The sequence below is a fragment of the Pelagibacterium nitratireducens genome (genome assembly GCF_037044555.1).
GTDB classification, from domain to species: domain Bacteria; phylum Pseudomonadota; class Alphaproteobacteria; order Rhizobiales; family Devosiaceae; genus Pelagibacterium; species Pelagibacterium nitratireducens.
Window position 1 is genome coordinate 566,017 of the sequence record NZ_CP146275.1, and the last position, 26,242, is coordinate 592,258.

Below are 26,242 nucleotides of genomic sequence, written 5' to 3' on the forward strand. Positions count from 1 at the left end.
TTGTCAATTATTGTTGCATGTCCCTGTATTGATGGCGGCAGCCGATCGGTCAGCCGGAAAAACCCTTCTATTGTCGGGTTTGCCCGTCCTGGCCAAATTTGCTGCGCTAAACTGGTCGTGATGGATCCGTAATGAAGCGCTAACTTTTGCTGACGTAGGGAGCAGCAATGGAGATAGCGCTCACGGAAAGAACGATGATGTATGTCGATGATATCCTGCTTGTCATCGGGATCGGGCTGCATCTGCTTGCCCTGGGCACGGTGCGGTCGATCACCGGCCTGCTGGGCAAATCGAGCGCATTGCGGCGTCATTGGATGTCGCTTGGTGCGGTCATCACATCCTTTGCCATAGGCTATGTGGCGCTGATCGTTCTGTGGGAAGGGCGGGCGCTGGTCGCCAACGATCTGGTGGCGCTGATGCTGCTGCTGGCCGGTGCCTTCACCATGGCGGTGACGCGATTGTCATTCATCACCACCAGCGATGTCGTGCGGATCGCCAAGCTCGAACGCGACGCCATCGAGGATCCGCTGACCGGCATCTACAATCGGCGCTATCTCGAGAGCAAACTCGAAGAGGAGGTCGGCCGCTCGACACGGCTCAATACACCCCTCTCGGCCATGATGATCGATCTCGACCATTTCAAGCATGTCAACGACACCTATGGCCATGAGGTCGGTGACCAGGTGCTGCGCCATGTCTGTTCGCTGATTGTGTCTTCGGTCCGGCCCGGCGACAGCGTCGTGCGTTATGGCGGCGAAGAGTTTGTCGTTCTGGCGCCCAACTGCCCGGCCGGGGACGCTTTTGTCCTGGGCGAGCGGATGCGCGAAAAGATCGCCGGATCCAGGCTCAGCCTGCCGGGCGGGCAGGATCTGACGGTGACCGCCAGTATCGGGGTGTCCTCGTTGACGACGGACAGTTCAGGGGCGGAAATGCTGCGGGCGGCCGATATGGCGCTCTACAGGGCCAAGCGCGAGGGACGAAACCGGCTCTGCATTGCCCCGGCCGGCAGCCCGGCTCCTGCCTGAACGGTTTTTGCGGCCTGACGGGCGCGCAGCGCGGCTGTCGAACGATGCCGGTTCATGCGGCATTGCTGGATGCTTGCGACCCGTGGGGCGCACATCAGTTGTCGGTTTGAGGCAGCAAATTTTCACGGAGTAATAGTGCCTGGCCGTGGCCGACTAAACAGCGGAGCCTGTGTGGTCGCGATGTCAATACTGTTACGGGTTTGCCAGATACAGTGAAATGCTCTTAAATACAAATATGTGAGGGGCTTTTGGGAGACGGGGCATGTTGCCTGAGGGTGTTCGTGCCGCTTTTGACGGACTTTATGAGGCCGGGTTTGAGCGCGGGCTGTGGCAGGCGGGGCTGGCGCAATTGTGCGATGCGATCGGGGCGGATTCGGCCATCACGGTGCCACGGGTGGCGGCCGAGGACACGATCAACCTGCCGTTTTCGTCCGATCTTGCCGAGTTTGCCGAACGCTTTGTCGTCGATGGATGGCATCTCGATGACTATCGGGCCAAACGCGGCTGGCCGCGGACCGACCGGGGGCAGACCATCGTCCTCGAGCAGGATATCGCGACCGAGGACGTTCACAGCGATAACCCCTACTATCAGGAACTGATGCTGCCTTTCGACAAGAAATGGTGGGGAGGGATCACTTTTAATACGCCCGAGCGTCAGTATGTGCTGTCGGTGTTTCGCGGCGAAAAAGCGGAAATGTTTTCCGAAGAGGACCGTCGGCTTTTCGGGGTCGTTTCAGGTCATCTGGCGCGGGTCGTAACGACGGCCGAGCGTGTGGGCTGGGTGCAGACGACGCTGGGACTGGGCATGCTCGATGCGCTGGACGAGGCCGCGATCCTGCTCGACAGCCAGGGCTTGGTGATCGAAATGACCCGCGGCGCCGAGCGGTTGATGGGGGACAGTCTGACGGTGCTTGGCCGCACGGTGACATCTTACAATCGGGCGGCGGCCCGCTCCGTTTCGGCGGCCATAAAGAAGGTGGTTGCCCAAGGGCCCGACGAATCGGGGCCGCTGCGCATCGAACGGCCCGGTCGGCGTCCATTGCTGCTCGATGTGCTGCCGGTGCCAAACCGGTTTGACGGCGTGTTCTTTTTTGCGCGGTTCATCGTTTTGCTGACCGATCTCGACCGTCAGCCACTGCCCAGTGCCGCGCTGCTCAAAAGGGCGTACGGGCTTACCCCGGCCGAAGCCCGGATTGCGCTTGAACTTACATCCGGTCTGAGCCTGACAGAGGCGGCGGAGAAATGCGGGATGGGCCGGGAAACGGCCAAGACGCATCTCAATTCCATATTTTTCAAGACCGACACCAACCGGCAAAGCGCTCTTGTCGGGCTGGTTCGCTCGATCACGGCCCGGCGGCCCGGCTGATAACTGCGGGCGGGTCCGATTTCGATCGCCGCCGCGTTTGCCTCCCCCGGTTGGGGGATATTGCGACCCTTGAGCGGTTGCTAGCGTCCTTTCCGACAGAAATCCGATCGTGCGGCAGCTTTGGTTGCTGTGCGTTCGGAGGCAGCTTCAGGGGGACCCCATGCGCAGATACGCTCCATTTTTCCTTATCGGCTTTTCGGCAATTCTGTTGGCGGGGTGCTCGTCAACAGGCGGGGGCGGTGCAGGCGGCGGGGGCGGTGGGGGAACGCCCTCGCCGGCACTGTTTGCCGCATCGGCGGGCACGGCGAGCGAGGCGCTGGCGGACGGCGAGACGCTGATGGCGTACAACAGCCTGATGAGCTCTGGCGTCGAACACGACTTCGACGCAGACGAAACGCGGGCGCTCGATGACGCGACGTTCTCGATTGCCGCCAATGCCGAGGGCGGCCTCGATGTAACCATCGACGGCGTTCCCTACAGCTTTACCGCCGCCGACATCAGCGGGGGCGCCCTCGAGTTCGATGGGGGAGCGGGCGGGCCGTACTACCGGCTCGACAGCTGGGACGGGGATGTCGTCGACGTGCTCGATGTGTCCAGCACCGCCCACCATCAGGTGTGGAGCTATTTCTGGGATCCTGCGGGAGAAGCGACCAGCGGGTTTGCGGTCGTGGGCACGGAAGCCATGCCGGACGCTCTGGAGGGCAAGGCCAATGCCACATATTCGGGCTTTGCGGCTGCCGCGCTCACAGACAGCGCGACGTTCAACGACACCACCCGTATCGTGGGCGATTTGACGATGGCGGCGGATTTCAACGCCGGTCAGATATCGGGCCTTGTCGACAATATCGAGGTGCTCGGAGCGGCGGCAGTGAGCGGGACGGTGGCCCTCAACAGCGCGGCAATTTCAGGGACGGGGTTCACCGGGACCATCACCCCCGACAGCGATTTGTTGACGGCGTTCTCGCTCGATAATCTGGGCGGCACCTATAGCGGCAAGTTCTATGGCGCGAACGGGCAGGAAGTCGGCGGCGTCATGGCGATCAGCGGCGACGAGACGGTCGGTACCGGCGCCTTCTCGGGCACCCAGGATTAATTGCGGGCCTCCAACCTGTAACGGGTACGGCATGATCGTGCCGTACCCGTCTGTTTTTGGGATACAGGCGATGCGTATTGCGATCCTTATGGTGGCTCTTGTTCTGGGATTGGCGGGCACGGCGGCCGGTCGCGAACCCGACGGCGCCTTGCTGGCACGCTTTATGGCCTCGGGGGACTATGGTGGGGCCCGCGCCCATCTTGCCGCCACTGTAACCGAGCCGGCGCTGCATGCGCTTCATCGTACCCATCTCGAAGGGCTGATCGCCCGGCAGCAGGGCAGGAACGCTGAGGCCGCCGCGCTGTTTCGCGCCGTGCTGGCCATCGAGCCGGGTTTCGTTGCGGCGCGTGTCGAACTGGCCAGAAGCCTGCTCGCCATGCGCAGTTTCGAGGGCGCACAGCACCATCTGGACATCCTGGCGCTCCACCCCGATGACGAAATCGGTAGCCTTGCGCAGTCGGGCCTCGACCATATCAGGGCCAATCGCGGTTATGGCGCCGAGATGCATTTTTCCATAGCGCCATCGAGCAATCTCAACAGGGGCAGTTCGCACCAGACTTTTGCCGCTGGCGGACTGGCCTTTGCGATCGATCCAGATTCGCGCCGGACGGCTGGGACGGCGATAACGATCGGTGGGAGCGCCTATCACAGCTCCAATCTGCCCAACGGGCAGACCATCGTTGCAAGCGCTGCGGCGGATCTGACCACCGATATCGAGGGAACGCGCGCCGAACAGATATCGCTGAGCACCGGACTGAGTTGGCAGGGCCGTATCGGCAATGGCCGATTTGCGCTCGGCCCGATTGCCGATGCGACCTATCGGGGGCTCGAGCCCCACCTTGTGCGCTATGGGCTGAGCGGGAAACTCGATGTTCTTGCCGGGCCGCAAAACCTTGTGGGGTTAAGCTTTACCGCTTTGGGCCAGGACTACGCCTCGCAGGCCTATCGTGACGGGTTTCGGGTGCTGGCCGGTGCGCAATTGACCCATGCGTTCAGCCCGACGGTGCGGGCAAGTCTTTCAGTGGGCATGGACATCGAACGCACGCAAAGGGCCCATCTCGACCGGGACGGGGTGTCTGGCGAAGTGCGGGTGGCGAGCGATTGGCGGGGCGGATTTTCGACTTCGCTTTTTGCACGCTATGCCAGGGACCAGTATCTGGGGAACTATCCGGGCACCGGCACGCCGCGCCTCGATGATCGGCTGAGCGCGGGGGTTACGGTCTCGAACAGCCGGATCGATCTTGGCGGTTTTACCCCGGCGCTCACCTACAGCTATACGCGGCAGTTTTCCAATGTGAGCTTTTTCGACCATGACAGCCATGATGTCAGCCTGGGGTTGACCAAGGCGTTCTAGGACCGTGATCGCACGGCAATTGCCGGTTCCCATCACCCTCCGATTTTGCTAAGCGCTATGGCCGTGGTCCCGTAGCTCAGCAGGATAGAGCATCAGATTCCTAATCTGAGGGTCACTGGTTCGAATCCAGTCGGGATCACCATTTTCGTGCCGCGCCGTCGAGCGGCTCAACCCAGCAGCACCCAGCGGATGAGAAGGCCAACCACGGTTACCGTGCCCACGCCGGCCGCCCACAATCCGGCAAACCACAAAAGGCGGGTGCCGAGCTGTTGTGCTTTTTTCAATGGTAGCCCTCGTCGGGGTCCACCTTGCCGCGAAACACCCAATAGGCATAGCCGGTATAGGCCAGGATGATGGGCACCAGCACCAGCGCTCCGACAAGCAGGAACAACAGGCTGGAATCGGGGGCGGCGGCCTCTTCAATGGTCAGCGCCGTTGGCACGATATAGGGATAGAAACTGATCCCGAGCCCCGCAAAGCTCACCACGAACAGGCCCAGGGCAGCAAGGAACGGCTGCAGGTGTTTGTCGCGCGTCAGCCCGTGCCAGAGCGCCAGGGCGCAGCCAGCCAGAAGCAGGGGGACGATGTAGGAGAACAGGGACGCAGGGAAGGTGAACCAGCGTTCGAAATAGACAATGGAGATAAACGGGCTCCAGAGCGAGACGATACCGATCAGACCGAGCATGGCAATGCCGGTGATCATGGCGTAGCGCCGGGCGGTGGCCTGCAATTTTCCGCCGGTCTTGAGGTTGAGCCATGTCGCGCCCAACAGCGCATAGCCGATGACCACGGAAAGTCCGGTGACGATCGAGAACGGGGTGAGCCAGTCCCACCAGCCGCCCGCATATTCACGGTCAACGATGTTTATGCCCTGAACCAGAGCGCCGAGCGCGATCCCCTGCATGAACGCCGATACCGTGGATCCGATCCAGAATCCCGTGTCCCAGAAATTGGCCCAGCGGACGGTGCGCCAGCGGAATTCGAAGGCGACGCCGCGAAAGACCAGGCCCAGCAGCATCAGGATTATGGGCATATAGAGCGCCGGCAACACCGTTGCATACACCACCGGGAAGACCGCCATAAGCCCGCCGCCGCCAAGCACCAGCCAGGTCTCGTTGCCGTCCCAGACCGGCGCAATGGAATTGGTCATGATGTTGCGGTCGTGACGGCTGGGGAAGAAAGGGAAAAGGATGCCCACCCCCAGGTCGAACCCGTCGAGAACCACGTAGGCGAGCACGGCAAAGGCAATCAGCCCCGCCCAGACCGTCGGCAGATCAATCGGCACGATCGCCTCCTTCGCGGATGGTATTTTCCTGGGCCGGACCGGGGTTGATGCCGCTGGCGCGGTGCGGGCCGCGTTCGAGTTCGCGATCGTCTTCAAGAACCGGCGTGCGGTGCATCAGGCGCAGCAGGTAAAAGACCCCGGCGCCGAAGACGAAGAAATAGACGATGACGAATGCGGTCAGCGATGCCCCCACGGCCGGAGCGTCGACCGGCGAGAGGCTCTCCGATGTCCGCATCAGGCCATAGACGGTGTAGGGCTGGCGGCCCACCTCGGTGGTGAACCACCCGGCGATGACCGCTACAAACCCCGAGGGACCCATGACCAGCGCGGCCCGGTGCAGCCAGCGCGCCTCGTAGAGCGTCTTGCGATAGCGGGCCCACAGCGACCAAATGCCGATCCCCAGCATCAAAAAGCCAATGCCGACCATGATGCGAAAGGCAAAGAAGGGGATCAGCGCGGGCGGGCGCTCATCCTCGGGAAAGGCTTTCAGACCCTCCACCCGGCCATCGAGATGATGGGTCAGGATCAAAGAGCCGAGATAGGGGATTTCGATGGCGAACCGGGTCTCCTCGGCCTCATCGTCGGGGATGCCGAACAGGATCAGCGGTGCGCCGTCGTGGCTGTCGTAATGGCCTTCCATGGCGGCGATCTTGGCCGGCTGGTGTTCGAGGGTGTTGAGCCCGTGCATGTCGCCGGCGAAAATCTGGATGGGGGTCACGACGGCGGCCATCCACATGGCCATGGAAAACATGATCCGTGCCTGCCGGTTGGTCCGGTCGCGCAGCAGGTGAAACGCCCCGACGGCCCCCACGGCAAAGGCGGTGGTCAGAAACGCGGCCAGAACGGTATGGGTCAGGCGGTAGGGGAAGGAGGGATTGAAGACGATCTCCCACCAGTTTTCCGGCACGAACCGGCCCAGCTCGTCGATGGAATAGCCGGCGGGGGTGTGCATCCAGGAATTGACCGACAAGATCCAGGTGGCCGAAACCAGCGTGCCAAAGGCAACCACGGCGACGGCGAACATATGGAGCCCTTCGCCGACGCGCTTGCGGCCGAACAGCATGATGCCGAGAAACCCCGCCTCAAGGAAAAAGGCTGTGAGCACCTCATAGCCCATCAGCGGCCCGATCACCGCCCCGGCCCGCTCGGAAAACACCGACCAGTTGGTGCCGAACTGGTAGCTCATGACGATGCCCGACACCACGCCCATGCCAAAGGTGATGGCAAAGATCGTCTTCCAGTATTCGAAGAGGTTGAGATAGGCGGGGTCGCGCTTCCAGAGCCAGAGCGCGTTCAAAACCGCAAGGTAGCTCGCCGTGCCGATGGAAAAGGCCGGGAAGATGAAGTGGAAGGAAACCGTGAAAGCGAACTGGATCCGCGCCAGCAGTTCAGCCGTCTGTCCGTAGTCCATGTATCACCTCGTAAGGGCTGACACATCAAACCGATCTTTTGGCTCAATTGCAAATGGCCGATGGCGGTAAGGCGCGCGGCATACTGCCCCAAGAGGTGGCTTGCCGCAGGGGCGGGCCAAACTATATGCACATCCGGGTCGGGGGTATGATAAGCCCGGCCGTACGTGACATTGAACCGGAGCCCCGCCCATGCCGTCCTCAGCGCTTGCAAAGCTTACCCGCGCCATTGAGGAGCTCGAGCGCACCGTGGCGGTCAACCGCTATACCGATGCCGACCGGATGGCCCTCAAATCCGAGCTTGAAACGCGCATCCAGCAAATCGACGAATTGCGCCAGCGGCTATAGCCGTTCGCTCTAGAAGTTATCCTTGGCCTTGCGGATGGCGCCGAAGACCTGCCAGGCGGGGGCGTCTTCGTGGCCCATGGCGTGGGCCATTTCCGGCGTATCGGCGCGCAGGAAGGGGTTGGCGGCAAGATCCTCGCCCAGATTGAAGGGGATGGTGGGCCGACCCGAATCGATCTGATCCTGAGCCTGTTCGGCGCGGGCCTTGAGGGCGGAATTGTCCGGATCGATCGAGAGGGCGAATCTGGCGTTGGCGAGGGTGTATTCGTGGCCGCAATAGACCATGGTTTCGGGCGGCAGGGCCTTGAGCCGTTCAAGGCCGGCCCACATGGACTGGGCATCGCCCTCGAACATGCGGCCCACGCCCATGGAAAACAGGGCGTCGGCGGAAAACAGCGCTTTTTCCTCGGGCGCGAAAAAGGCGATGTGGCCCAGGGTGTGGCCGGGCACGTCGATCACCTCAAAGATCGTTTCGCCCAAACTCACCGTATCGCCGCCGCCCACCAGCGTATCGAGCCCGGCGATCTTGCCCGCTTCGCCCCTGGGGCCGATCACGTTGCAGTCAAATTGCCGCTTGAGGGGCGCGATGGCGTCGGTGTGGTCGGGGTGGTGGTGGGTGATCACGATATCGGTCAGGGTCCAGCCGCGCTTTTCGAGTTCGGCGAGAATCGGGGCCTCTTCGGGGGCGTCGATGGCGGCGACGCGGCCTGACGCTGTATCGCGCACGAGATAGCCGAAATTATCGCTGAGCGCTGGGAAAACGGCGATTTCGAGGGACATGGCAGGCCTCCTGTTTGATTTTGCGGCAAGGGTATGGCGCGGGCCTGTCACATGCAAGGTTTGACGTTGGAGACCAAACCGCCCACATAGGTCAGGTGCGTTTGCATCTGGCGCGAGTGAACAAAAATCCATGACACCTGACGTCGACGGGCTGATCCGCTTTTACAAATCACCCCTGGGCCGGCTGACGCGGCAATCGATCCGCCAGCAGGTGAGCGAGCTGGCCGGGGATGTCACCGGGTTGCGGCTGTTGGGGCTGGGGTTTGCCACGCCCTATCTGCGCGGGGCGCTCAAGGGGGCCGAGCGGGTGCTGGCCTTCATGCCGGCCCGGCAGGGGGCTTCGAGCTGGCCGCGCGAGGGCCCCTCGCACACGGTTTTGTGCGATCCGCTGGAAATGCCGCTGACCGACGCGGCCATGGACATGGTGATCGTCATTCACGGGTTCGAGCATGTCGTGGACCCCGAAGACATGATGCGTGAGTTGTGGCGGATCTGCGCGCCCAACGCGCAGGTGATCATCGTCGTGCCGCGGCGGCGCGGGCTGTGGGCGGGGCTGGACACCAATCCGTTCGGCTATGGCCAGCCCTATTCGCGCGGGCAGATGGACAAGCTATTGCGCGATCACTCCTTTACGCCCCAAGTCTGGCGCGACGGACTGTTTTTTCCCCCCATTCATTCGGGACCGATCCTGCGCTCGGCGCGGATGATCGAGCGCGCATCGAAAATGTTCGGACCGACCTTTGCCGGGGCGATGTGCGTTCGGGCGAAAAAGGAACAGTTTCCCGCCATCGCGCGGCGCAAGCGGGCCGAAAAGGCGCTGGGCGCGCCCGAGCTCAGCCCGCAGACGGCGCGGGAGGGGTTTTAGAGAAGGGGGCGGCGTTCTCGCCGGACCGATGGGGGGTCAGCACGCTTGGCTGGTGCCCAGGGTGGCCTGACAGATTTCGACGCTCTCGGCCTCGTCGGGCGATTGGGCATTGTCCGCGTCGAGCCCGGCGGCTCTCGAGAGCGAGCGCTGGAACCAGGCCGCTTCCTCGGGGTTCAGTCGCGAGAGCACCTGTTTTTCGACCTGTTCAACGGCACGGGTGAATTTGGCGAGGGTCTTTTGCCCTTTTGCCGTGATCTTGATGTGGCGGATGCGGCGGTCCTGCGGATCGGGGGTGCGCTTGACGAGGCCATCCTTTTCCAGCCCGTCGAGAAGATAGGTCAGGATGGTCTTGTCGAGCCCCAGACGCTCGGCGATGGCGGCCTGGCTGTGGCAGGTTTCCTTTTCGACGAGCGCCATCACCAGAAAACCGCGCGCCCCCCCGGGCAGCCCGACAAGGGCTGCCTCGACCCGGGTCTGATAGGTGCGCAGCAGCGTTGCCAGGGCCCAGCCGAGATTGACGGGGAGCGAGGGGGCTGCCGGGGTGTTGTCCGAAGTGTCCATGGCACCATTTTAGCCTCCGGCAGCGCGCAAGTCGAGGATGGTCAGCCCCGCAGGCGTCCGGCCAGACGCCGGCCATTCTCGCCGGCCAGTGCGTGGGCATTTGCAAGATTTTCGGCGGCCATCCCGCGCAACGATTCCATGGCCGGGTTGACATCGGCCAGGGTGAGTTCGCATTCGACGAGTTCGAGATCGAGCATCCAGATGTCGGCGAGGATACGCCGGTACCAGGCGGTGCCGTGATCCCAACCATGGCGCGGGGTGCCCGGGCCATAGCCGCCGCCACGGGCAACAATGAGCTGGGCGGGGCGGCCCTTTATCGGGCTCTCGACACCGGACGCCAGGCGCGGATCGGTGAGCACGATGTCGGCCCAGGTCTTGAAGTGCTGGGAGACGCCGAAATTGTAGAACGGAAGCGCAAAGACATAGGCATCGGCCTTTATGAGTTCATCGGCCAGCTCGGTTGCCAGCTGCAGGGACGAAGTCTGGCTGGCGGTGCGCTGGTCGGGTGCTGTGTGGGGCGCGAACACCGCATCGGCCCAGGCCGTGGAGGGCAGCGGGCTCAGGCCGATTTCGCGGCGGGAAAGGGAGATGTCTGCCCCATCGGAGACAAGCGCGGATTGAAGCGTATCGGCGATGGCGCGGGTGACCGAGCCCTCATTGCGAATGGAGGCGTCGAGGCGAAAGAGCGTGGGCATAAAATTACTTTCAGATGATAGAACTGAAAGATCATCTATTAGAAAGATCATATTTTGTAAATACGGTAATTGGATCTTCGAGCCGGCGGGCGGTTCTGGGTGTCATCATCGAGCGTCATCAAATTGTGACCCGACGGCGTTAGCTCCTGCGCCGTAGTTAAACTTGAGCGCGGCGCCCTGCCATCTCCTTGATGGGAGGAGCGGGCGCGCGCCAATTATCCGGGATCTTTTTTGATGACCAAGCCGTTGCACGCCCTCGCAGTGCTTTTCGCTGCCTCCAGCGCGCTCGTTCCGACAATGGCGCTGGCGCAGTCCTCGGACACCGCCCGCGACACCATTTTCGCGGTTCAGCAGCGTTTCGCGACCGAACTCGACACCGATACGTTCCGCGCGCTTGACGCTGAATCCGCCCTTGCCCTGCTGTCGCCATCCGAGCGCGAGGCCATGGGTCAGCAGTTCGTCCAGTTCGACGTCAACGTCCCGGTTACGGTCTATATCGCACGCGGTGGCGTCGAACCGTTCTGGTTCGAAGATTTTGGCTTCGAGCCGACCGATCTCGAACTCCAGATTCGCCACGAGACCAATTGGAAGGTCTGGAAGGCCGATTTCGCGGCCGGTGCAATCGGGCTTGGTGTCAATGGCCTGACCAGCGCGCAAATCGGCGACAGCGGCGAGCAATATGCCGTGATCGTCGCGCCGCAGAACCCCGAGGATACGCTCGAGATCACCGGACTGGCCGATCATTACGGCGTCGCGACCGCCGAGCTGGACACGCCCGCCTGGAAGGACGAGCCCAGCCGCTATTTCGAGATGCTGCCCGAGGAACTCGAAGGCCTGACGGTCGTCCAGCTTCTGCGCAGCCGTCGCCATGACGGCTTTCTTGTGGAGTTCGCACGATTTACCGACTTCCCCTCAACGCCCGCGCCCGACCAGGTCGTGATCAATCTGGGTGCCGATCCGCGTCGGCAGGTTTCGATCTCCTGGCGCACCGCAGAAGAGATCGGAACTGGCGAAGTGCACATCGCGCCGTCTGAAGCTTTCGATCCCGAAGGCGATTTTGAAACCGTCGAGGCCAACGCCGCTGCTATCGATTCTCCGCGCGACCAGATCATGGGCGACTACACGGCGATCGACGATTTTCCCGGCATGCTCACCGATCTCTGGCCCGAGCCTGCCAATGATCCGACAATCATGCGTCACACCGCGCGCCTGACCGACCTCGAGCCGGGCACACAATACACCTATGTCGTGGGCAGCGACGAAGGCGGCTGGAGCGATCCCTTCACATTCAGCACGGCCCCAGACGAGCCAGAACCGTTCAGCTTCATCTATTGGGGCGACGTACAGCATGGGTTTGAGACCTGGGCGCCACTCGTCGAGATGGCCGCCGAGGCTGCCCCGGACGCCGCCTTCCATCTCATCGCCGGCGACCTGGTGGCGCGCGGACCGGAGCGGGACGACTGGGATGGCTTCTTTGCAGGTGCCGGTAACGCCTTCGCGTCGACGCCCATTGTGCCCCTGCTCGGAAATCATGAGTACAACGGCACCCCAAGCCCCTCGGTCTATCTCGATACCTTCGATCTGCCCGAGAATGGGGCCGAGGGCCTGACCGAGCGCACCTATGCCTTTGGCTATGGCGATGCGCTGTTTGTCGTCCTCGACGCCAACCGCAAGAGCGAAGCCGAACTCGCGGCCCAGACGGCGTGGCTGGAAGATCAGCTCGCCAATTCGGAGGCGAGCTGGAACATCGTCGCTTTCCACCAGCCTGTCTATCCGGGCCGGGGCGGCCAGGACGAGCCCGAGCTTCGCGAAGCCTGGACACCTCTTTTTGACGCGTACAACGTGGACCTGGTCCTCCAGGGGCACCACCACATGTACCAACGAACCCCGGCCGTGCGCGCCGGCGCGCCGGACCCGGAGGGCACGATCTACGTCATCGCCAATGCCGGCAACAAATACTACGAGGCAGATCGCTTCGAGGAACGCTTCGGGTTTTCTCCCCAGGTGCTGGTCGAAGAGATTCAGACCTACCAGCTGGTGACCGTCGGTGACGATGTGCTGAGCTTTAAGGCCGTCGATCTTGCCGGAAATGTCGTCGACAGCTTCGATATCGCTGCCGATTAGCAAACAAGGGGCCCGGTCGCCTTGGCGCCGGGCCCTGACTGGCCGCCAGGCTAGAGCGTGTCCAGCAAAAGTGGAAACGGTTTTGCGGTTCGGACACGCGACAAAACAGGGGTTTGGAGCCAAGGATTTGATTCAATCAAATCCTTGGCTCTAGGGATCGTTTTCCCGGAACCATCCGCCCACGATATCGCGATAGGTGCCCGTCCGGGAGAGGCGCTCGGTGAGGGCGTCGAGTTCGGCTTCGGTCCAGCCGTCGGGATCGGTTATTTCGATCCAGGCCTTGAGATAATGCTGGGGGGCGTAAACGTGGCCGTAACCGACCGGGGAGGTCTGGGCGAGGACCAGATCGAAGGTGACCTGGAGGAAGGTGACGACCGGATACCAGGTGAGGTCAGGGGAAACGTCGGGTGCGCGGCGGCCCTCGAGCCATGCGGGGCGGCGATAGATCGTGCCGGGGTCGAAAAACACAACCGGGTCGGAGCCATATTGCAAATAGAACAGGCGCAGCGGCCCCCAGCGCCCTCCGTCCGATTGCAGGCCCTCGAACTGGTTGGCGTAGCGCACGATGGAGCCGTCGCCCACCTGCGGCAGCCAGGCGGGGCTTAAGGGATTGCGCGCGCCGGTGACGTCGCGCCAGATCTGGCTGGCAAAGGGCGGACCGACCCAAAGCGCGCCCGCTATGGGATTTGAGAGGACATCGAAGAGGTTGATCGATGCCTGGGAGGAGTAGGCGCCAAGGCTCAGGCCATGCAGGTAGAGCTCGGGGCGGGTCTGGGCCGGCAGCGTGTTCCAGTAATCATAGACGATATCGAACAGGGCGCGCGCGGCCTCGACCCCCACATTGGGCTCGGACACCAAAGAGAGCCAGCTGGTGAGATAGGAATATTGCAGGGCGACGCTGGCCACGTCGCCGCCATGGAGGAATTCGAGCGTATCGATGGCGGGGGGCTGCACCCAGCCGGTGCCCACGGGCATGATGAGCACGAGCACCGAGCGCTCGAAGGCACCGACGCGCAACAGTTCGGCAAGCGCGAGGCGGGCGCGCTCCTCGACGGTTTCGGCCGAGCGCAGGCCGACATAGACGCGTAAGGGGTCGATGGCGGGCTTTTGGGTGATCGCCTCGATTTCGGCGGCGGTGGGGCCGGACTGCACATAGACGCGGGCGTCGAGCCCGATGGTCGACCAGCCGATGAGCGAGGCGGCGCTGCCTGAGCGCAGGGGATCGGTGGGTTGCTCCTCATAGGCGCCGGCCAGGGTGTCGAGGTTGGCATAGAAGCGGTCGGCGGCGATAAAGGCCCAGCGCCCCAGCACACCGTTGACGGTGATATTGGTGACGATCATCACCACAATGATGCCGCCCACAAGCGCGACGCGGGGCGGGATGATGAGCCCAAGCCAGCCAGAAACCAGCCGGACCCCCGAAACGATCAATGTGCCGAGCGCGATCAGGATCAGGGCGGGCACGATGGCGATGGCGACGACATAGATGGGCTGGTTGGATTCGACAGAAGCCATGTCCATCACGGCGCGGATCGAATTCTGCCAGCCGGTGGAAAGCCACAGGCACACGAATGCAAAAGCCAATCCGGCGCCGATCATCGTCCATTGGGCGTATCGGATCCAGCGGCGCGATGGCGGCCGCAGCCCCATGAAGTTCCAGAGCCATTCGAGAAAGACGCCGATGCCATAGCCGGCGGCGAACACGCAGCCCGACAATATGCCCTGAATGAGGAAATGGCGGGGGATGAGCGAGGGGGTGAGCGAGAGGGCGAAAAACACAAGCCCCAGGAACACCCCGCCGGCGGGCAGATGCAGGATGAACCGGCGGACCGGCCGTATGGGCCGGAAAACGGGCATCATTGCACGGCCCCGACGGCGGCATTGGCCAGATGCCAGACGCCCCAGATGGCGGCGCCGGCGATGGTGAGCCCGACAAGAGCGAGGACGATCCCGGCAATGATGACCACGGCGTCGCGGTTGATCCAGCCCAGACACAATACGCAGATGCCGGCGTTGGGGATGGCGTTGATGAAGGGAATGGGCAGCATCATGGGCAGGCTGACCGCGATGATGAACAGCGCCAGAACGGGCTGGAAGACGGGGGCGGAGACCAAGAGATAGCGCGGCCGCGAAACCCGGGCCATGGCGGCGGCCATGCGGGCAAAGAGTTTGGTCACGCGCATCAGGGCCTTGGCCGGGAGCTTGCGGCGCCGGATCCAGCCGGGAAGCGTCAGCGGCGCGCCAATCAGCATGGCGATGGAAAAGCCGATGATGGCAAAGGCGATGGTGCCGCCATATCCGGGCGGGCCGGGCACCATGTTGAGGACGGAAAAAACCAGGATCACAACGATATGGGAATGAACGCCGAGCGCGGCGATCAGGCTGGCGACCGTGAACCGCGGATCGGGCTTTTGCTGGGAGGCGTGGAGCGCTTCGAGCAGGCCACCGATCTGAACCTCCACGGGTGTGGGTTCGGCTTCGGTGGATGTCATGGGCTGGCCTTGCGAAACGAAAAAGTGGCAGGTGGGGCGATCATGCCGTCATGGGAGGATGCGATCAACCGGCAAAGGGTGCATTGGCTGTCCCTTGCCGGAGGCGATTGCTTTAAGGTGAGCCATTCACTATGGTCCGCGCGGCCCCGTAACAGGGGGTACGCCCAAGCCAGTCTATGTGAAGCGCCATGAGTGACAGACCCGTTCCGCAACCGGGGATATTGACCATTGCCCCCTATGTGCCGGGCCGCTCGAGCGCGCCGGGCAAAATGGCCGGCGACACGATCAAGCTCTCGGCCAATGAGTCCCCGCTGGGGGCGAGCCCCAAGGCCATCGCGGCGGTGAAGGCGGCGGCCGAAAAACTCGAGATTTACCCCGAGGGATCCTCACGCGAACTCCGCGCCGCGCTGGGGGAAGTGCATGGCCTCGATCCCGAGCGGATCGTGGTGGGCGCGGGATCGGACGAAGTGCTGCACCTGCTGGCCCAGACCTATATCGGGGATGGGGACGAGGCGGTGATGAGCCAATATGGCTTCATGGTCTATCCCATCATCACCCGTGCTGCGGGCGGGACGCCCGTGGTGGCGCCGGAAACCGATTATTGCGCCGATGTGGATGCGATCCTTGCGGCGGTGACGCGTAAGACGAAAATCGTCTTTCTGGCCAATCCCAACAATCCCACGGGCACGTATCTGGATGCCGAAGCTCTCGATCGCCTCCATGCCGGGCTGCCGGCGAACGTCTTGCTGGTGATCGATTCGGCCTATGCCGAATATGTGACAGCCCCCGATTACGGGGTGGGGATTTCGCTGGTCGAGCGCAGCGAGAACGTCGTGATGGTGCGCACCTTTTCCAAGATGGGGCTGGCGGCGGCGCGGGTGGGCTGGCTTTACGGTCCGGCCCATCTTGTCGATGCGGTCAACCGGATCCGCGGTCCGTTCAACGTCTCGGTGCTGGGGCAGGTGGCGGCGGAAGCGGCGACGCGGGACGTGGCGTTCACCAGAGCGCTGCGCGAGCACAATGACAAGTGGCGGGTGTGGCTGAGCGCCGAAATCGGGTCGAACCGGCTGCGGGTTCTGCCCAGCCAGGGCAATTTCATTCTTGTGCTGTTTGACGATGCGGACATGGCCAAGGCGGCCAATGGTGCGCTGCTCGAGCGCGGACTGGTGGTGCGGGAAATGGGCGGGTACGGGATTGCCAACGGTCTGCGCATTTCGATCGGCAGCGAAGGGGCGATGAGAGCGGTGGCTGCTACACTCAAAGACTTCATGGAATCAAAATGATCGAGAAACTCGCCCTTATCGGTATCGGGCTGATCGGGTCGTCGATAGCGCTGGGCGCGCGGCGGGCCGGGCTGGCCAAAACGATTGCCATTTCGACGCGGCGGGCCGAAACGCTCGATGAAGCGCGGGCCCTGGGGCTGGGCGATATCTATACGATCGATGCCGCCGAGGCGGTGAAAGATGCCGACCTTGTGATTCTGTGCTCTCCCGTGGGGAGCTACGAGGCGATTGCTGCCAGAATCGCGCCCCATCTCAAGGCCGGCGCGATCCTGTCCGATGTGGGTTCGGTCAAGGGCCATGTTGTCGATGTCGTGGGGCCGCATGTGCCGGCGGGCGTTCATTTCGTGCCCGGCCATCCCCTGGCGGGGACCGAGCATTCGGGGCCATCGGCGGGGTTTGCCGATCTGTTTGAAAACCGCTGGTGCGTTCTGACCCCGCCCGAGGGGACCGATCCCAAGGCTGTGGAGCTGCTGAAGGCGTTCTGGAAGGGGCTGGGGTCCGATGTCGAGGCGATGAGCCCGGCCCACCACGACATGGTGCTGGCGATCACCAGTCATGTGCCCCATCTGGTGGCCTACAATATCGTGGGGACCGTCGACGATCTCGAACAGGACACCAAATCGGAAGTCATCAAGTTTTCCGCGTCCGGGTTTCGCGATTTTACCCGCATCGCGGCGTCCGATCCGGTGATGTGGCGCGACGTGTTTCTGACCAATCGCGACGCGGTGCTCGAAATGCTGGGGCGGTTTTTAGAAGACCTTTCGGTGCTTCAGCGCGCGGTGCGGGTCGGGGATGGCGAGGCGCTGGAAACGCTCTTTACCCGCACGCGGGCGGTGCGCCGCTCGATCATTGCCGCCGGACAGGAAACCGAAGCGCCCGATTTCGGCCGTCCGCATGGGGACCCGAAGCCTTCCGAGCCGGCTTCAGAATAGCGGCGGCAGGCTGGCGACAGGGATGATGCCGACAACGACGGTGCCGTCATTGATGCGCAGGGTCTGGCGCGAGACGCCGTCTTCGCCCGGGCTGCCGAGAACGATCTGGGCCACGGACGGGTCACCGACAAGAGCGGCGATGCGATCGGCAACGCCCTGGGAGGCGATGTCGAGATTGCCGTTGACCAGCCCGGCATCGGTGAGGTTGGCGGCCCCTTGGGCGATCAGCGAAAGCCCGTCGGCGCTTGCCTCAATGCCGCGCAGGACCAGTTCGCCTCCCAGCGCCTGCCAGAAGCCGAGCACCTGCGGGTCGCCCCAGAGCGCGGGATCGGGCAGGCCGGACAGGCGGGCATCGATGACGAGGCTGCCATTGGCGATATCGTTGTCTTGGCTCGTGACATCCTCGAGCGTGGCGTAGGCGTCGAACACGGTGCCGGTTCCCGGCGGGGCATCGGCGGGCGTGGCGTCGAGCAGGTGGAATTCGCCATGGGTGGCGGTACCGATGATTGTTTCCCCGATCAGCATGTCGGCATAGACCAGATCGTCGGCCAGGGCCGAGAAGCGCTCGATCATGGCGTTATCGAGCCGCAGGCTGGCGTGCATGTTCGACCAGCGCACCTCCTGGGTGGCGCCGGTGAACGCATCGGTGATCTTTGCGGGTCCGGTGGCGAAGAGCTGAATGTGGGTGGGGGTGTAAAACAGCGCCGTGCCGGTGATGGCGGCCAGTTCGATGGTCATATCCCCGGAGATGATCTGCGCATCTGTGCAGCGGGGCGAAAACGAAAAGGGTGCGCCGCCCACATCGAGCCGGTCGCAGACCAGGCGCGGCTGGGTGATGCCATCGGCCTGGGCCAGATACAAAATTTCCCCACGGACCTGCCCGGCGATATAGAACCAGCCACCCATCCACAGAACCGAGACGGCGACGACGGCGACGATCATTATGACAAAGCGCTTCATAGGCGCTTCATATAGGGTTCGCGCGTGGCCGTCATGAGGCAATTGCGCCCTGGCTGCCGATGAGTGGGTCGCGGCCATCTTGCGCGCCGGGAATGCGCGTGCCAAACCTTGACCCATGTCCATGCCTTCTCAACCATCCTCGCACTGGGTCTTCGGTTACGGATCGCTGATCTGGCGGCCCGGTTTCGTGTTCGAGCGCGCCGAGCGGGCACTGTTGCGCGGCGTGCATCGGCGGCTGTGCATCTATTCGCACCTGCATCGGGGGACAGCGGAGCGGCCGGGACTTGTGTTCGGGCTCGAGCGCGGCGGGGCGTGCGTGGGGATGGCGTTCAAGATCGCCGAGAGCGACTGGGACGAGGTGCGCGACTATCTGCGGGCGCGCGAACAGGTGACCATGGTGTATGTGGAAACCCATCGTCCCGCCAAGCTGGCCAATGGCGAGATCGTGGAAACCCTCACTTTCGTTGCCGATCCTCATCATCCCCAATATGCCGGGCGGCTTTCGCTCGAAGAGCAGTTCGCGCTGGTCGATGGCGCGGTGGGGGAGGCTGGATCCAATATCGAGTATGTGATCAACACCGCCCGGCACCTCAAAGAAATGGGGATAGCCGACCGGCAGGTGCAGGCGCTCGCCGCGATGATTGCCAGCAAGCACGCGCCGGCCGAAAACCAGTCGGCGGCCGGGTGAGAGGCGCCCCTTAAAAAGCCCGGGATCGGACAATAATGATGATTTTTGCCGCAATTGCGTGCACAGTGAACCAACAATCGAATCCGAAGCATTGCGGGGGATGCAGCGGTTCAGTCGCAAAATACGGCCGCCCTGGGGCGGCCCGGTTCAGAGGCCGAATTTGCTCAGACGTTTGCTCGTGACGACACTTCTCATGGCCGTGCCGGGCGTTGCGCCTGCCCTTTCCCAAAGCTGCGATGCGCTGGAGGCCGGGCCTTCGGGCCGGGTGGTCTCGATTTCGGACGGCGATACGTTCGATCTCGAGGGCGGGCTGACCGTGCGGCTGGTCGGCATTCAGGCGCCCAAGCTGCCGCTGGGGCGCGAGGGTTTCGAGGCCTGGCCGCTGGGCGATGAAGCCAAAGCGGCGATCGAAGAGTTGGTGATGGGGCAAGAGGTTTCGCTCTATTATGGCGGGGAGAACCGCGACCGGCACGGACGGGCGCTGGCTCATGTGATGGTCGAGCGCGACGGGGAAGTTGTCTGGGTGCAGGCCGAAATGCTGCGCCGGGGCCTGGCGCGGGTCTATTCGTTTCCCGACAACCGCTCGTGCCTGGATGTCCTTTATGCCGCCGAGGCGCAGGGGCGGGCCGACCGGCTGGGCATCTGGCGCGATCCCTATTATGGGGTTCGTAACGGCGCCGATCCGGGGGCGCTGCTCGATCGGGTCGGCGGGTATGAACTTGTGGAAGGTCGGGTGCTCAACGCAGAGCACGTTGGAAACCGGGTCTATCTCAATTTCGGGCGCGTGTGGCGCGAAGATTTTACCGCGGTGATCGAAGAGGCGGGATTGCGGGTTTTCGAGCAAGCGGGTATCGATCCGCTCGGCCTGGACAATAGCGTGATCCGGGTGCGCGGCTGGATCGAGAGCGCTGATGGACCGCGCATCGATGTCACCCACCCCGAACAGATCGAGGTTCTGGCAAGACCATGAACGAGAGGACCTTCACACGTCGCGCCTTTCTGTCGGGCACGGGCCTTGTGCTCGTTTCCGCGGTCGCGGGTTGTTCAGGACTGCTGGGCGGGTCGGATATCGCCACGCGTCAGACTGGCGGTTCGGCGCCGGCAGTGCCGGCCGGAACGGACCCCGAAGATGCGGTGATCGGGCTGCGCGAGCACCCACGCATCATCGCTTCGTATGGCGGGGTTTACGAGCACCGCGCGACCGAGCTGATGCTGGCGCGCATGGTCTCGAAACTTCTGGCGGCAGCGGGCCAGCCGGCAACCCAGTTCACGATCACCATTCTCGATTCCTCGGAAGTGAACGCCTTTGCCTTGCCGGGCGGTTTCATCTATGTGACGCGTGGCATTCTGGCGCTGGCCAACGACATGAGCGAATTGGCGGCGGTGATCGCCCACGAGATCGCCCATGTGACCCTGCGCCATGCGCGGGCCCGCTCGGCGCGGGTGCGCACCACCGAAATCGTCGACCGGGTGATTACCGGGGTTCTGGGCGGGGTGATCGATGCCAATGCGACCGCCGAGCGCTCGGCGCAGAACCTTGCCGCGTTCTCCCAGAACCAGGAACTCGAAGCCGACCGCGAGGGCATCAAGATCGCGGCGCGAGCCGGTTACGATCCCCATGCGGCGGCGCGGTTTCTGACCGCCATGGGACGGTTCGCGCAGTTCGTCAGCGCCGCTAACGGGGGCGAGGACTTCCTGTCCACCCATCCCTCGACGCCAGACCGTATCCAGCGGGCGATCGATGAAGCGCGCAATTACGGCGAACCAGGCGTGGGGATCACCGACCGGCAGGGGTATCTTGCGGCGGTCGACGGGATCACCTTCGGGGATTCGGGCAAGCAGGGAACGATTGTCGGGCAGCGTTATATCTCGCCGCAATACGGGCTGACCTTCACCGTGCCGTCCGACTACGGGTTGCAGATGTCCAACCAGGCCGTTGTCGCCGTCGCGGGTGATGGGGCGGCGCTGCGGTTCGACAGCGCGCAGGTGCCCGCTTCGACATCGCTTGCCGACTATCTGCGCTCGGGGTGGATTGCCGGACTGCAGCCCGAAACGGTGACCACGCGCACCATCAACGGCATCGAGACGGCGACGGGCCGGGCCCAGACCGAGGAATGGTTTTTCGATGTGACGGTGGCGCGGGTCGACGATGGTGTGTTCCGGTTCATCTTTGCCGGACGCGCCGACACGAGCGCGTTCCGCAGGGCGGCGCAGCAGACGGTCGAGAGCCTGCGGCGCACCCAGCAGAGCGACCTCGCGGCAATTCGGACCATCAAGCTGGGGCTGGTGCGGGCGGGCGGCAGCGACAATGCCGACACGCTGGCCCAGCGCATGGGCCAGCTCAATCGCGGGCGCGAGCTTTTTCTGGTGCTCAACAATCTGCTGCCGGGCGATCCGGTGGAGGCGGGGGCGTCCTACAAGGTCGTACGGGTCGATTGAGGCGGGCCGGTCAGCCCCAAGCGCTGGTCCCACCCCGACCGTTTCCCCGGTGAAAAATCCGGTTCCATACCAACCCTGAGGCGTTCGCCTGTATGGGCACACACAAAAAAGGCCGGTCGCTGGGACCGGCCTTTTTGCATTGATTGAGAGTGCGGCTTACGCTGCGGCTTCCTCGGCATCGGCTGCGTCGGACTTGCCCCGACGCGGGCTCTTGGCGAGGTTCTTGGTGATGAGCTTGACCGCTTCGGTCAGCGTGATCTTGTTGACCGAGGCGATTTCGCGGCTCATGCGGTCCATGGCCTGCTCGAAGAGCTGGCGTTCGGAATAGGACTGCTCGGGCTGCTCTTCGGACCGGTAAAGGTCGCGGACCACCTCGGAGATCGCGATGAGATCGCCCGAATTGATCTTGGCCTCGTATTCCTGCGCGCGGCGGCTCCACATGGTGCGCTTGACGCGGGCGCGGCCGGTGACGGTCTCGAGCGCCTTGGTGACTTCTTCGGGTTCGGCCAGCTTGCGCATGCCCACGGAATTGATCTTGGCAACGGGCACGCGGAGCGTCAGCTTGTCCTGTTCGAAACCGATGACGAACAGCTCGAGAGAAAGTCCTGCAACTTCCTGTTCCTCGATGGACTGGATGAGGCCAACACCATGGGCGGGGTAAACGACATACTCGCCGGTCTTGAAGCCCGCACGCTGCGTGGTCTTTTTAGTTGCCATATTGGCTACTCCTGTTGACGCCGTGGCGGACGCGCTCATTGCGGCAGACGCGTCTCGCCTCAATTTCCTGATCCCGGCAGGGACCGTTTTTTCAGTCGCACAACTCTCCCGGCCGGTTCCGCTGTTTTCCGGTCAGTTCGTTTTGGCTTTGTGGCTTGTTTCACAAAAAAGTGCCCTTCGGGGCACAGGTTAGCGTGAGGGCTGATGCAACTGGTTGTGGGAACAATACCACAGTTTGATGACAAAATCAAAAGTTACGAATCAACCGGCGCGCGGGCCTATTGCGATGCCGTGCGGCGCGCAATCGCATATGGTGGGCGCGGGTGTGATTTTCAATACCACTGGCAGTTGACCGCCCCAAACCGGCCACAGCCGATTTGCGCGCACGCCGGTCAGGGCCAGGGGTAGTCGGCCGTTTCGATGCCCAGAGCCTCGAGCAGGGCGACCACTTCGCGGCGGTTTTCGACGACATCGGGGATGGGGATGGCGCGGCGCGCGGTCACTTCGGCTTGTGTGAAGGGCTCGTAGGGCTCGGGCAGGGAATCGCCGGCCCAGGTTTCCATGACATAGTTCATGACCGCGGCGATCTCGGCGTCCGAAAGGCCCGATCCGGCGACGCCGGGGACGTGCATGAGATAGGTGCGGCCCTCGTCGATGCCGGCAAAGGCGCCGACCATGCCGTTGAAATCGAATATTCCCGCGGAAGGCGCCCCCGCGCCGCTCATGCCGTGACAGCCGGCACAGCGCAGCACGTAATTGGTGTGAGGGGTCTTATCCTGGGCAAAACCCGGCGCCGCAAAAAGCAGCGCCGGGAGCAGGGTCAGGGTGGCAATCCTGATCACTCGGCAAGGCCCACGACGACGGCAACGGTGCAGTGATAGCCCTTGGACGCGTTGGCCATGCACCAGTTGATGTCGTTATAGAGCCCCATGCGATAACCGGGGCGCTCGCCTTCCGAGGTAAAGCAGAACGAGCCCGAGCAGGACGCCTTGCCGCAGCAATCATTGTAGGACACGAGGTAGTCGCGGCCATCATTGGGGTTGGCGCAGGTGCCCACCCAGGCGACCGAGGAGGCTTCCGAGCCTGGCGGGCACTGGTCGATGGCGCCGCCGCAATCATTGCACAGATTGCCGTCCAGTGCGCAGTAGCGCCAGTATTCGCAGGCGGTCTGGTCGCCATCGGTGGACGCGCCCTCCTGACCGAAAGCCATGCCGAAATTGCGGTCATAGGGCAGCATGGGCAACATGGTGCCGCCCACGACACCGCCGACAACAGCGGCGCCGGCCCTTGAGAGGAAATTGCGCCGGCCGGTCTGCTGGGCGACCTGGCGGGCGGAGTTTTCGGCCCGTTTGTCCATCCAGGCCAGAAGAGAGTCGATCAAACCATTCATATCTAGTGCTCCCTTAAGCGCGTTCAGTTGGTGGCCGGAATTGGGGCGTCGAGGTAGTTCTGGATCGAGCCGACGCCCATTTCGGAGGCGTTGAACAGGCTCTCGAGCTGCTCGCGATTGTTGATCAGGCCCTTGGCCTTGATGGTGCCGTGCTCATCGAAAAGCACTGCGAAGGGCAGGCGTGAAACGCGGTAGGCAAGGCCGAGCTCGGTGGACACCACATAGGGGAAGTCCGAGAGCCTGGCGGTGTCGATAAAGCGTTTGTGCTTATCCGGTTCGCCATCGCTGGCCAGCACCACATCGAGCCATTTGCCCTCGTCGGATTTGACCGAGCGCAGGATGGGCAGGAGCTTTTTGCAGACCGGGCAGGTGGGCGAGACGAAAAAGACCAGCGTGGAGCGGTTCGGCTTGGGGCCGATTGTGACCGCGCCGCCATTGAGATTGGGCAGGGTATAGACCGGCGTCGTGTCGCCGATCTTGGGGCCTGAATCGTTGACCAGGGCGCCCATGGGCGAAACGCGTTCGAACAGCACCCCGATCTGGCGGGCGAGGGCGAAGATAACGACGATCAGGGCGAGAACGATTACCCAGAGAACGCCAACGGCAAAAATCAATGCATTCATGTCATCCATCCAAAAAATTGGCCGCTCAGCGCTTGAGAGAAAAGCGCGCGGCGTTGGCCAGAAGCTGTTCGACAGCGATAAAGCCCAGCCAGAGCGTGAACCCGGCTCCGATCGCGGCGATGGCGCCTTCGAGATTAAGGGTGATCGGGGCGAACAGCGCGCTGGCCACCAGAGCGGCGATGGCGATGTTGCGCCCGATCAGCGACCAGGACAGCGGTTGGGCTGCCCCGCCGCACCCGCATTCGATGCGGTCCCGCCCCCGACGCAGATTGATCGCCATGCCGCCGGCATAGCCAAGCAGCAGAGCCATGGCGATCAGGGCACCGAACGGCGCCCCGCCGGGGAGGAGGAAGGCGAGCACGACCGCCGTTTCAGCGGCGACGATGACCGCCGAAACGGGCCGCACCATCGGCTCGGGCACCAATTGATAATCAGCGACAAAGCCGGTGAACTCGGTAAAGTCGGCCAGCTTGTGCCATGCGGCGCGGGCAAAGAGCAGCGCGGTAAAGGCGCCCGCCGTGCCCGCGAGCAGGGTCATGAATTCGGCGCCGCTCATGGGGCCACCGAAACCAGGGTTGCCCAGCCGCGCGAGTCGGTGGACGCTTCGTGCTTGAGGACGTATTTGGCCTCGGGGTCGGACGAGAAGATTTCCAGCGTCGCTTCGTGCTCGTTGACGGCATAGAGCGTGGGTGCCTCTTCGTCGGTGGCGGAAAGGGAAATGACGCCTTCGACATGGGTGCGGTAGAGGACGGTATCCTCGGACACGTCGTAGGCCCAGATTTCCTCGGACGCATTCTTGTGGGAACCGTCGTAGGGCTCGGAATGCATGGTCACGAAAAGGATGTCGGCGGTGGGGCTGTAAGCGAACAGGTCGTATCCGCCGGGCGCCCAGGCATCCTCGACATCGTCGGTGATCGAGACGGTGTCGAGCAGGGCGACGCTTTCGCCACTGTCATCGAGCGTGATCAGGTCGCCATTGTAGGTGATGAAGGCCAGGGCCTCTCCGATGCGCTTGCCGGGGATGAAGATGGGGTTTTCATCGGGATCGAAAACGACTTCGGAGACCGAGCGGGTCGCTTCGGTGCCGTCGGCGCCCAGAGCGAAGCTGGCAAAGGTGCCATCGCCGCAGGCCGTGGAAAAGCCATAGCCTTGGAGGGTGGGATAGATGCCGAAACAGCCCGGTGTCGGCACTTCCTGGATCACTTCGCCGGCCTCGACATCGACCACGGTGACCGATGTGGCGGGGGTGGCGTTCTGGACATAAACCAGTTTGCCGTCGGCGCTCATGGCCAGATAGGGCGTGTAGGCGGCGACCATGGCCGCCTTGGCGGGCAGCGCGATTTCCGAGGTGATCGAGAGGGTCGCGACGTCGTAGATTTCGAGCACATGCTCGATATCGCCATGGGTGATGCGGGTCATGTAGGTGGACTGGCCATAGGCCGTTGTTCCATCCGGGGAGATCAGCATCTGGCCCATCAGGCCGGCGGTCATGTTGCCCTTGTAGGTCAAATCCTCGGCCGACCAGACCTGGATCTGGCTGGCACCGTCCCAGGATTGGGCGTTTGAGAAAATATTGGGGCCGGGATCGATCGCTTCCTTGACCGTCAGGGTCTCGGGGGCGATCGGCTCTGGCGCATCGGCGTTTTCCTGCGCGAATGCAGGAAGCGTCAGAGCGGTGCCGAGCGCCAGCGCCAGAAGGTAGGGTTGGCTTACCATGCGGGTCTCCATCGCGTTTGATGGACAAAGCTTAGGCGGGCTTCGAGCGGGCGCGCTATCCAGTTTGACTCCGATTGTTGCGTAAATTTTAGGCATATAA

At 63.1% G+C, this 26,242-nt stretch carries 26 protein-coding genes and 1 tRNA gene; 13 read left to right on the forward strand and 14 right to left on the reverse strand.

The annotated features are described in order from the left end of the window. Positions 1 to 167 precede the first annotated feature (167 nt). The 5 genes from V6617_RS02985 (at position 168) to V6617_RS03005 (ending at position 4,980) form a co-directional block, all read left to right on the forward strand. The gene (locus V6617_RS02985; protein WP_338608996.1) at positions 168 to 1,025 is read left to right on the forward strand and encodes a GGDEF domain-containing protein; all 858 of its coding nucleotides are present in this window, start codon (positions 168 to 170) and stop codon (positions 1,023 to 1,025) included. Positions 1,026 to 1,287: 262 nt separating this feature from the next. Continuing rightward, positions 1,288 to 2,391 carry a helix-turn-helix transcriptional regulator gene (locus V6617_RS02990; protein ID WP_338608997.1) on the forward strand — a complete coding sequence of 368 codons (1,104 nt, stop codon included), beginning with the start codon at positions 1,288 to 1,290 and terminating at the stop codon, positions 2,389 to 2,391. Positions 2,392 to 2,551: 160 nt separating this feature from the next. Continuing rightward, positions 2,552 to 3,484: a transferrin-binding protein-like solute binding protein gene (locus V6617_RS02995; protein ID WP_338608999.1), complete on the forward strand. Its 933-nt coding sequence runs from the start codon at positions 2,552 to 2,554 to the stop codon at positions 3,482 to 3,484. A 70-nt stretch (positions 3,485 to 3,554) separates the two neighbouring features. After that, positions 3,555 to 4,838 carry a porin family protein gene (locus V6617_RS03000; protein WP_338609000.1) on the forward strand — a complete coding sequence of 428 codons (1,284 nt, stop codon included), beginning with the start codon at positions 3,555 to 3,557 and terminating at the stop codon, positions 4,836 to 4,838. A gap of 65 nt (positions 4,839 to 4,903) precedes the next feature. Continuing rightward, positions 4,904 to 4,980 (forward strand) — tRNA-Arg (locus tag V6617_RS03005). 138 nt (positions 4,981 to 5,118) lie between these two features. On the opposite strand, the gene cydB is transcribed toward V6617_RS03005, so the two are convergent. Both cydB and V6617_RS03015 read right to left on the reverse strand, forming a co-directional pair. Continuing rightward, complete coding sequence (gene cydB / locus V6617_RS03010) at positions 5,119 to 6,123, reverse strand: cytochrome d ubiquinol oxidase subunit II (RefSeq protein WP_338609002.1); 1,005 nt, start codon at positions 6,121 to 6,123, stop codon at positions 5,119 to 5,121. Beyond that, positions 6,113 to 7,534: a cytochrome ubiquinol oxidase subunit I gene (locus V6617_RS03015; RefSeq protein WP_338609004.1), complete on the reverse strand. Its 1,422-nt coding sequence runs from the start codon at positions 7,532 to 7,534 to the stop codon at positions 6,113 to 6,115. The genes cydB and V6617_RS03015 overlap by 11 nt, the downstream gene beginning before the upstream one ends. A 190-nt stretch (positions 7,535 to 7,724) precedes the next feature. Here V6617_RS03015 and V6617_RS03020 point away from each other — a divergent pair, with 190 nt between their 5' ends. Next, positions 7,725 to 7,880 carry a hypothetical protein gene (locus V6617_RS03020; protein ID WP_338609005.1) on the forward strand — a complete coding sequence of 52 codons (156 nt, stop codon included), beginning with the start codon at positions 7,725 to 7,727 and terminating at the stop codon, positions 7,878 to 7,880. Positions 7,881 to 7,889: 9 nt separating this feature from the next. Here the strand turns inward: V6617_RS03020 and gloB are convergent, their stop codons facing one another. Continuing rightward, a complete protein-coding gene (gene gloB / locus V6617_RS03025) occupies positions 7,890 to 8,657 on the reverse strand; it encodes a hydroxyacylglutathione hydrolase (protein WP_338609006.1) in 768 nt (255 codons plus the stop codon). Positions 8,658 to 8,787: 130 nt separating this feature from the next. Between gloB and V6617_RS03030 the strand changes: the two genes are divergently transcribed. Beyond that, complete coding sequence (locus V6617_RS03030) at positions 8,788 to 9,522, forward strand: class I SAM-dependent methyltransferase (RefSeq protein WP_338609007.1); 735 nt, start codon at positions 8,788 to 8,790, stop codon at positions 9,520 to 9,522. Positions 9,523 to 9,558: 36 nt separating this feature from the next. On the opposite strand, the gene V6617_RS03035 is transcribed toward V6617_RS03030, so the two are convergent. Beyond that, positions 9,559 to 10,083: a MarR family transcriptional regulator gene (locus V6617_RS03035; RefSeq protein ID WP_338609008.1), complete on the reverse strand. Its 525-nt coding sequence runs from the start codon at positions 10,081 to 10,083 to the stop codon at positions 9,559 to 9,561. Positions 10,084 to 10,124: 41 nt separating this feature from the next. Next, on the reverse strand, positions 10,125 to 10,778 hold the full coding sequence (locus V6617_RS03040) for an FMN-dependent NADH-azoreductase (RefSeq protein WP_338609009.1): 654 nt from the start codon (positions 10,776 to 10,778) through the stop codon (positions 10,125 to 10,127). A gap of 234 nt (positions 10,779 to 11,012) precedes the next feature. Here V6617_RS03040 and V6617_RS03045 point away from each other — a divergent pair, with 234 nt between their 5' ends. Then, positions 11,013 to 12,902 (forward strand): metallophosphoesterase family protein, encoded by a 1,890-nt coding sequence (locus tag V6617_RS03045; RefSeq protein ID WP_338609010.1) that lies wholly within the window; start codon positions 11,013 to 11,015, stop codon positions 12,900 to 12,902. Positions 12,903 to 13,052: 150 nt separating this feature from the next. On the opposite strand, the gene V6617_RS03050 is transcribed toward V6617_RS03045, so the two are convergent. Then, complete coding sequence (locus V6617_RS03050; protein ID WP_338609011.1) at positions 13,053 to 14,762, reverse strand: alpha/beta hydrolase; 1,710 nt, start codon at positions 14,760 to 14,762, stop codon at positions 13,053 to 13,055. Next, positions 14,759 to 15,394 carry an exopolysaccharide biosynthesis protein gene (locus V6617_RS03055; protein ID WP_338609013.1) on the reverse strand — a complete coding sequence of 212 codons (636 nt, stop codon included), beginning with the start codon at positions 15,392 to 15,394 and terminating at the stop codon, positions 14,759 to 14,761. The genes V6617_RS03050 and V6617_RS03055 overlap by 4 nt, the downstream gene beginning before the upstream one ends. Positions 15,395 to 15,582: 188 nt before the next feature. Between V6617_RS03055 and hisC the strand changes: the two genes are divergently transcribed. Both hisC and V6617_RS03065 read left to right on the forward strand, forming a co-directional pair. Then, positions 15,583 to 16,677 (forward strand): histidinol-phosphate transaminase, encoded by a 1,095-nt coding sequence (hisC, locus tag V6617_RS03060; protein ID WP_338609015.1) that lies wholly within the window; start codon positions 15,583 to 15,585, stop codon positions 16,675 to 16,677. After that, positions 16,674 to 17,609, forward strand: a complete 936-nt coding sequence (locus V6617_RS03065) for a prephenate/arogenate dehydrogenase family protein (RefSeq protein ID WP_338609016.1) — start codon at positions 16,674 to 16,676, stop codon at positions 17,607 to 17,609. The genes hisC and V6617_RS03065 overlap by 4 nt, the downstream gene beginning before the upstream one ends. Here V6617_RS03065 and V6617_RS03070 read toward each other — a convergent pair. Next, complete coding sequence (locus tag V6617_RS03070; RefSeq protein WP_338609017.1) at positions 17,601 to 18,569, reverse strand: DUF2125 domain-containing protein; 969 nt, start codon at positions 18,567 to 18,569, stop codon at positions 17,601 to 17,603. The genes V6617_RS03065 and V6617_RS03070 overlap by 9 nt on opposite strands. A gap of 121 nt (positions 18,570 to 18,690) precedes the next feature. On the opposite strand from V6617_RS03070, the gene V6617_RS03075 reads away from it, so the two are divergent. The 3 genes from V6617_RS03075 (at position 18,691) to V6617_RS03085 (ending at position 21,696) form a co-directional block, all read left to right on the forward strand. Beyond that, on the forward strand, positions 18,691 to 19,257 hold the full coding sequence (locus tag V6617_RS03075; protein WP_422394797.1) for a gamma-glutamylcyclotransferase: 567 nt from the start codon (positions 18,691 to 18,693) through the stop codon (positions 19,255 to 19,257). A gap of 178 nt (positions 19,258 to 19,435) precedes the next feature. Continuing rightward, a complete protein-coding gene (locus tag V6617_RS03080) occupies positions 19,436 to 20,227 on the forward strand; it encodes a thermonuclease family protein (protein ID WP_338609021.1) in 792 nt (263 codons plus the stop codon). Beyond that, a complete protein-coding gene (locus V6617_RS03085) occupies positions 20,224 to 21,696 on the forward strand; it encodes a M48 family metalloprotease (protein WP_338609022.1) in 1,473 nt (490 codons plus the stop codon). The genes V6617_RS03080 and V6617_RS03085 overlap by 4 nt, the downstream gene beginning before the upstream one ends. A 156-nt stretch (positions 21,697 to 21,852) precedes the next feature. Here V6617_RS03085 and V6617_RS03090 read toward each other — a convergent pair whose 3' ends face one another. The 6 genes from V6617_RS03090 to V6617_RS03115 all read right to left on the reverse strand — a co-directional run bounded on the left by V6617_RS03090 (position 21,853) and on the right by V6617_RS03115 (position 26,142). Continuing rightward, complete coding sequence (locus V6617_RS03090; protein WP_338609023.1) at positions 21,853 to 22,413, reverse strand: CarD family transcriptional regulator; 561 nt, start codon at positions 22,411 to 22,413, stop codon at positions 21,853 to 21,855. A gap of 392 nt (positions 22,414 to 22,805) precedes the next feature. Next, positions 22,806 to 23,255, reverse strand: a complete 450-nt coding sequence (locus V6617_RS03095) for a cytochrome c (RefSeq protein ID WP_338609024.1) — start codon at positions 23,253 to 23,255, stop codon at positions 22,806 to 22,808. Next, positions 23,252 to 23,803 (reverse strand): methylamine dehydrogenase light chain, encoded by a 552-nt coding sequence (locus V6617_RS03100; protein WP_338609025.1) that lies wholly within the window; start codon positions 23,801 to 23,803, stop codon positions 23,252 to 23,254. The genes V6617_RS03095 and V6617_RS03100 overlap by 4 nt, the downstream gene beginning before the upstream one ends. 23 nt (positions 23,804 to 23,826) lie before the next feature. Continuing rightward, entirely contained in the window at positions 23,827 to 24,426 is a 600-nt protein-coding gene (mauD, locus tag V6617_RS03105; RefSeq protein WP_338609026.1) for a methylamine dehydrogenase accessory protein MauD, read from the reverse strand. A gap of 25 nt (positions 24,427 to 24,451) precedes the next feature. After that, positions 24,452 to 24,982, reverse strand: a complete 531-nt coding sequence (locus tag V6617_RS03110; protein WP_338609027.1) for a MauE/DoxX family redox-associated membrane protein — start codon at positions 24,980 to 24,982, stop codon at positions 24,452 to 24,454. Further along, complete coding sequence (locus tag V6617_RS03115; protein ID WP_338609029.1) at positions 24,979 to 26,142, reverse strand: amine dehydrogenase large subunit; 1,164 nt, start codon at positions 26,140 to 26,142, stop codon at positions 24,979 to 24,981. The genes V6617_RS03110 and V6617_RS03115 overlap by 4 nt, the downstream gene beginning before the upstream one ends. Positions 26,143 to 26,242: the final 100 nt, after the last annotated feature.

What these genes read in the sequence shown, in the direction of transcription:
- V6617_RS03030 (WP_338609007.1), top strand. Translation starts at nt 8,788, where the DNA reads ATGACACCTGACGTCGACGGGCTGATCCGCTTTTACAAATCACCCCTG.
- mauD (WP_338609026.1), bottom strand. Translation starts at nt 24,426, where the DNA reads ATGAATGCATTGATTTTTGCCGTTGGCGTTCTCTGGGTAATCGTTCTC.
- V6617_RS03040 (WP_338609009.1), bottom strand. Translation starts at nt 10,778, where the DNA reads ATGCCCACGCTCTTTCGCCTCGACGCCTCCATTCGCAATGAGGGCTCG.
- V6617_RS03090 (WP_338609023.1), bottom strand. Translation starts at nt 22,413, where the DNA reads ATGGCAACTAAAAAGACCACGCAGCGTGCGGGCTTCAAGACCGGCGAG.
- V6617_RS03110 (WP_338609027.1), bottom strand. Translation starts at nt 24,982, where the DNA reads ATGAGCGGCGCCGAATTCATGACCCTGCTCGCGGGCACGGCGGGCGCC.
- V6617_RS03085 (WP_338609022.1), top strand. Translation starts at nt 20,224, where the DNA reads ATGAACGAGAGGACCTTCACACGTCGCGCCTTTCTGTCGGGCACGGGC.
- V6617_RS03070 (WP_338609017.1), bottom strand. Translation starts at nt 18,569, where the DNA reads ATGAAGCGCTTTGTCATAATGATCGTCGCCGTCGTCGCCGTCTCGGTT.
- V6617_RS03115 (WP_338609029.1), bottom strand. Translation starts at nt 26,142, where the DNA reads ATGGTAAGCCAACCCTACCTTCTGGCGCTGGCGCTCGGCACCGCTCTG.
- gloB (WP_338609006.1), bottom strand. Translation starts at nt 8,657, where the DNA reads ATGTCCCTCGAAATCGCCGTTTTCCCAGCGCTCAGCGATAATTTCGGC.
- V6617_RS03035 (WP_338609008.1), bottom strand. Translation starts at nt 10,083, where the DNA reads ATGGACACTTCGGACAACACCCCGGCAGCCCCCTCGCTCCCCGTCAAT.
- V6617_RS03055 (WP_338609013.1), bottom strand. Translation starts at nt 15,394, where the DNA reads ATGACATCCACCGAAGCCGAACCCACACCCGTGGAGGTTCAGATCGGT.
- V6617_RS02995 (WP_338608999.1), top strand. Translation starts at nt 2,552, where the DNA reads ATGCGCAGATACGCTCCATTTTTCCTTATCGGCTTTTCGGCAATTCTG.
- hisC (WP_338609015.1), top strand. Translation starts at nt 15,583, where the DNA reads ATGAGTGACAGACCCGTTCCGCAACCGGGGATATTGACCATTGCCCCC.
- V6617_RS03000 (WP_338609000.1), top strand. Translation starts at nt 3,555, where the DNA reads ATGCGTATTGCGATCCTTATGGTGGCTCTTGTTCTGGGATTGGCGGGC.
- V6617_RS03065 (WP_338609016.1), top strand. Translation starts at nt 16,674, where the DNA reads ATGATCGAGAAACTCGCCCTTATCGGTATCGGGCTGATCGGGTCGTCG.
- V6617_RS03075 (WP_422394797.1), top strand. Translation starts at nt 18,691, where the DNA reads ATGCCTTCTCAACCATCCTCGCACTGGGTCTTCGGTTACGGATCGCTG.
- V6617_RS03100 (WP_338609025.1), bottom strand. Translation starts at nt 23,803, where the DNA reads ATGAATGGTTTGATCGACTCTCTTCTGGCCTGGATGGACAAACGGGCC.
- V6617_RS02985 (WP_338608996.1), top strand. Translation starts at nt 168, where the DNA reads ATGGAGATAGCGCTCACGGAAAGAACGATGATGTATGTCGATGATATC.
- V6617_RS02990 (WP_338608997.1), top strand. Translation starts at nt 1,288, where the DNA reads ATGTTGCCTGAGGGTGTTCGTGCCGCTTTTGACGGACTTTATGAGGCC.
- V6617_RS03015 (WP_338609004.1), bottom strand. Translation starts at nt 7,534, where the DNA reads ATGGACTACGGACAGACGGCTGAACTGCTGGCGCGGATCCAGTTCGCT.
- V6617_RS03020 (WP_338609005.1), top strand. Translation starts at nt 7,725, where the DNA reads ATGCCGTCCTCAGCGCTTGCAAAGCTTACCCGCGCCATTGAGGAGCTC.
- V6617_RS03045 (WP_338609010.1), top strand. Translation starts at nt 11,013, where the DNA reads ATGACCAAGCCGTTGCACGCCCTCGCAGTGCTTTTCGCTGCCTCCAGC.
- V6617_RS03050 (WP_338609011.1), bottom strand. Translation starts at nt 14,762, where the DNA reads ATGATGCCCGTTTTCCGGCCCATACGGCCGGTCCGCCGGTTCATCCTG.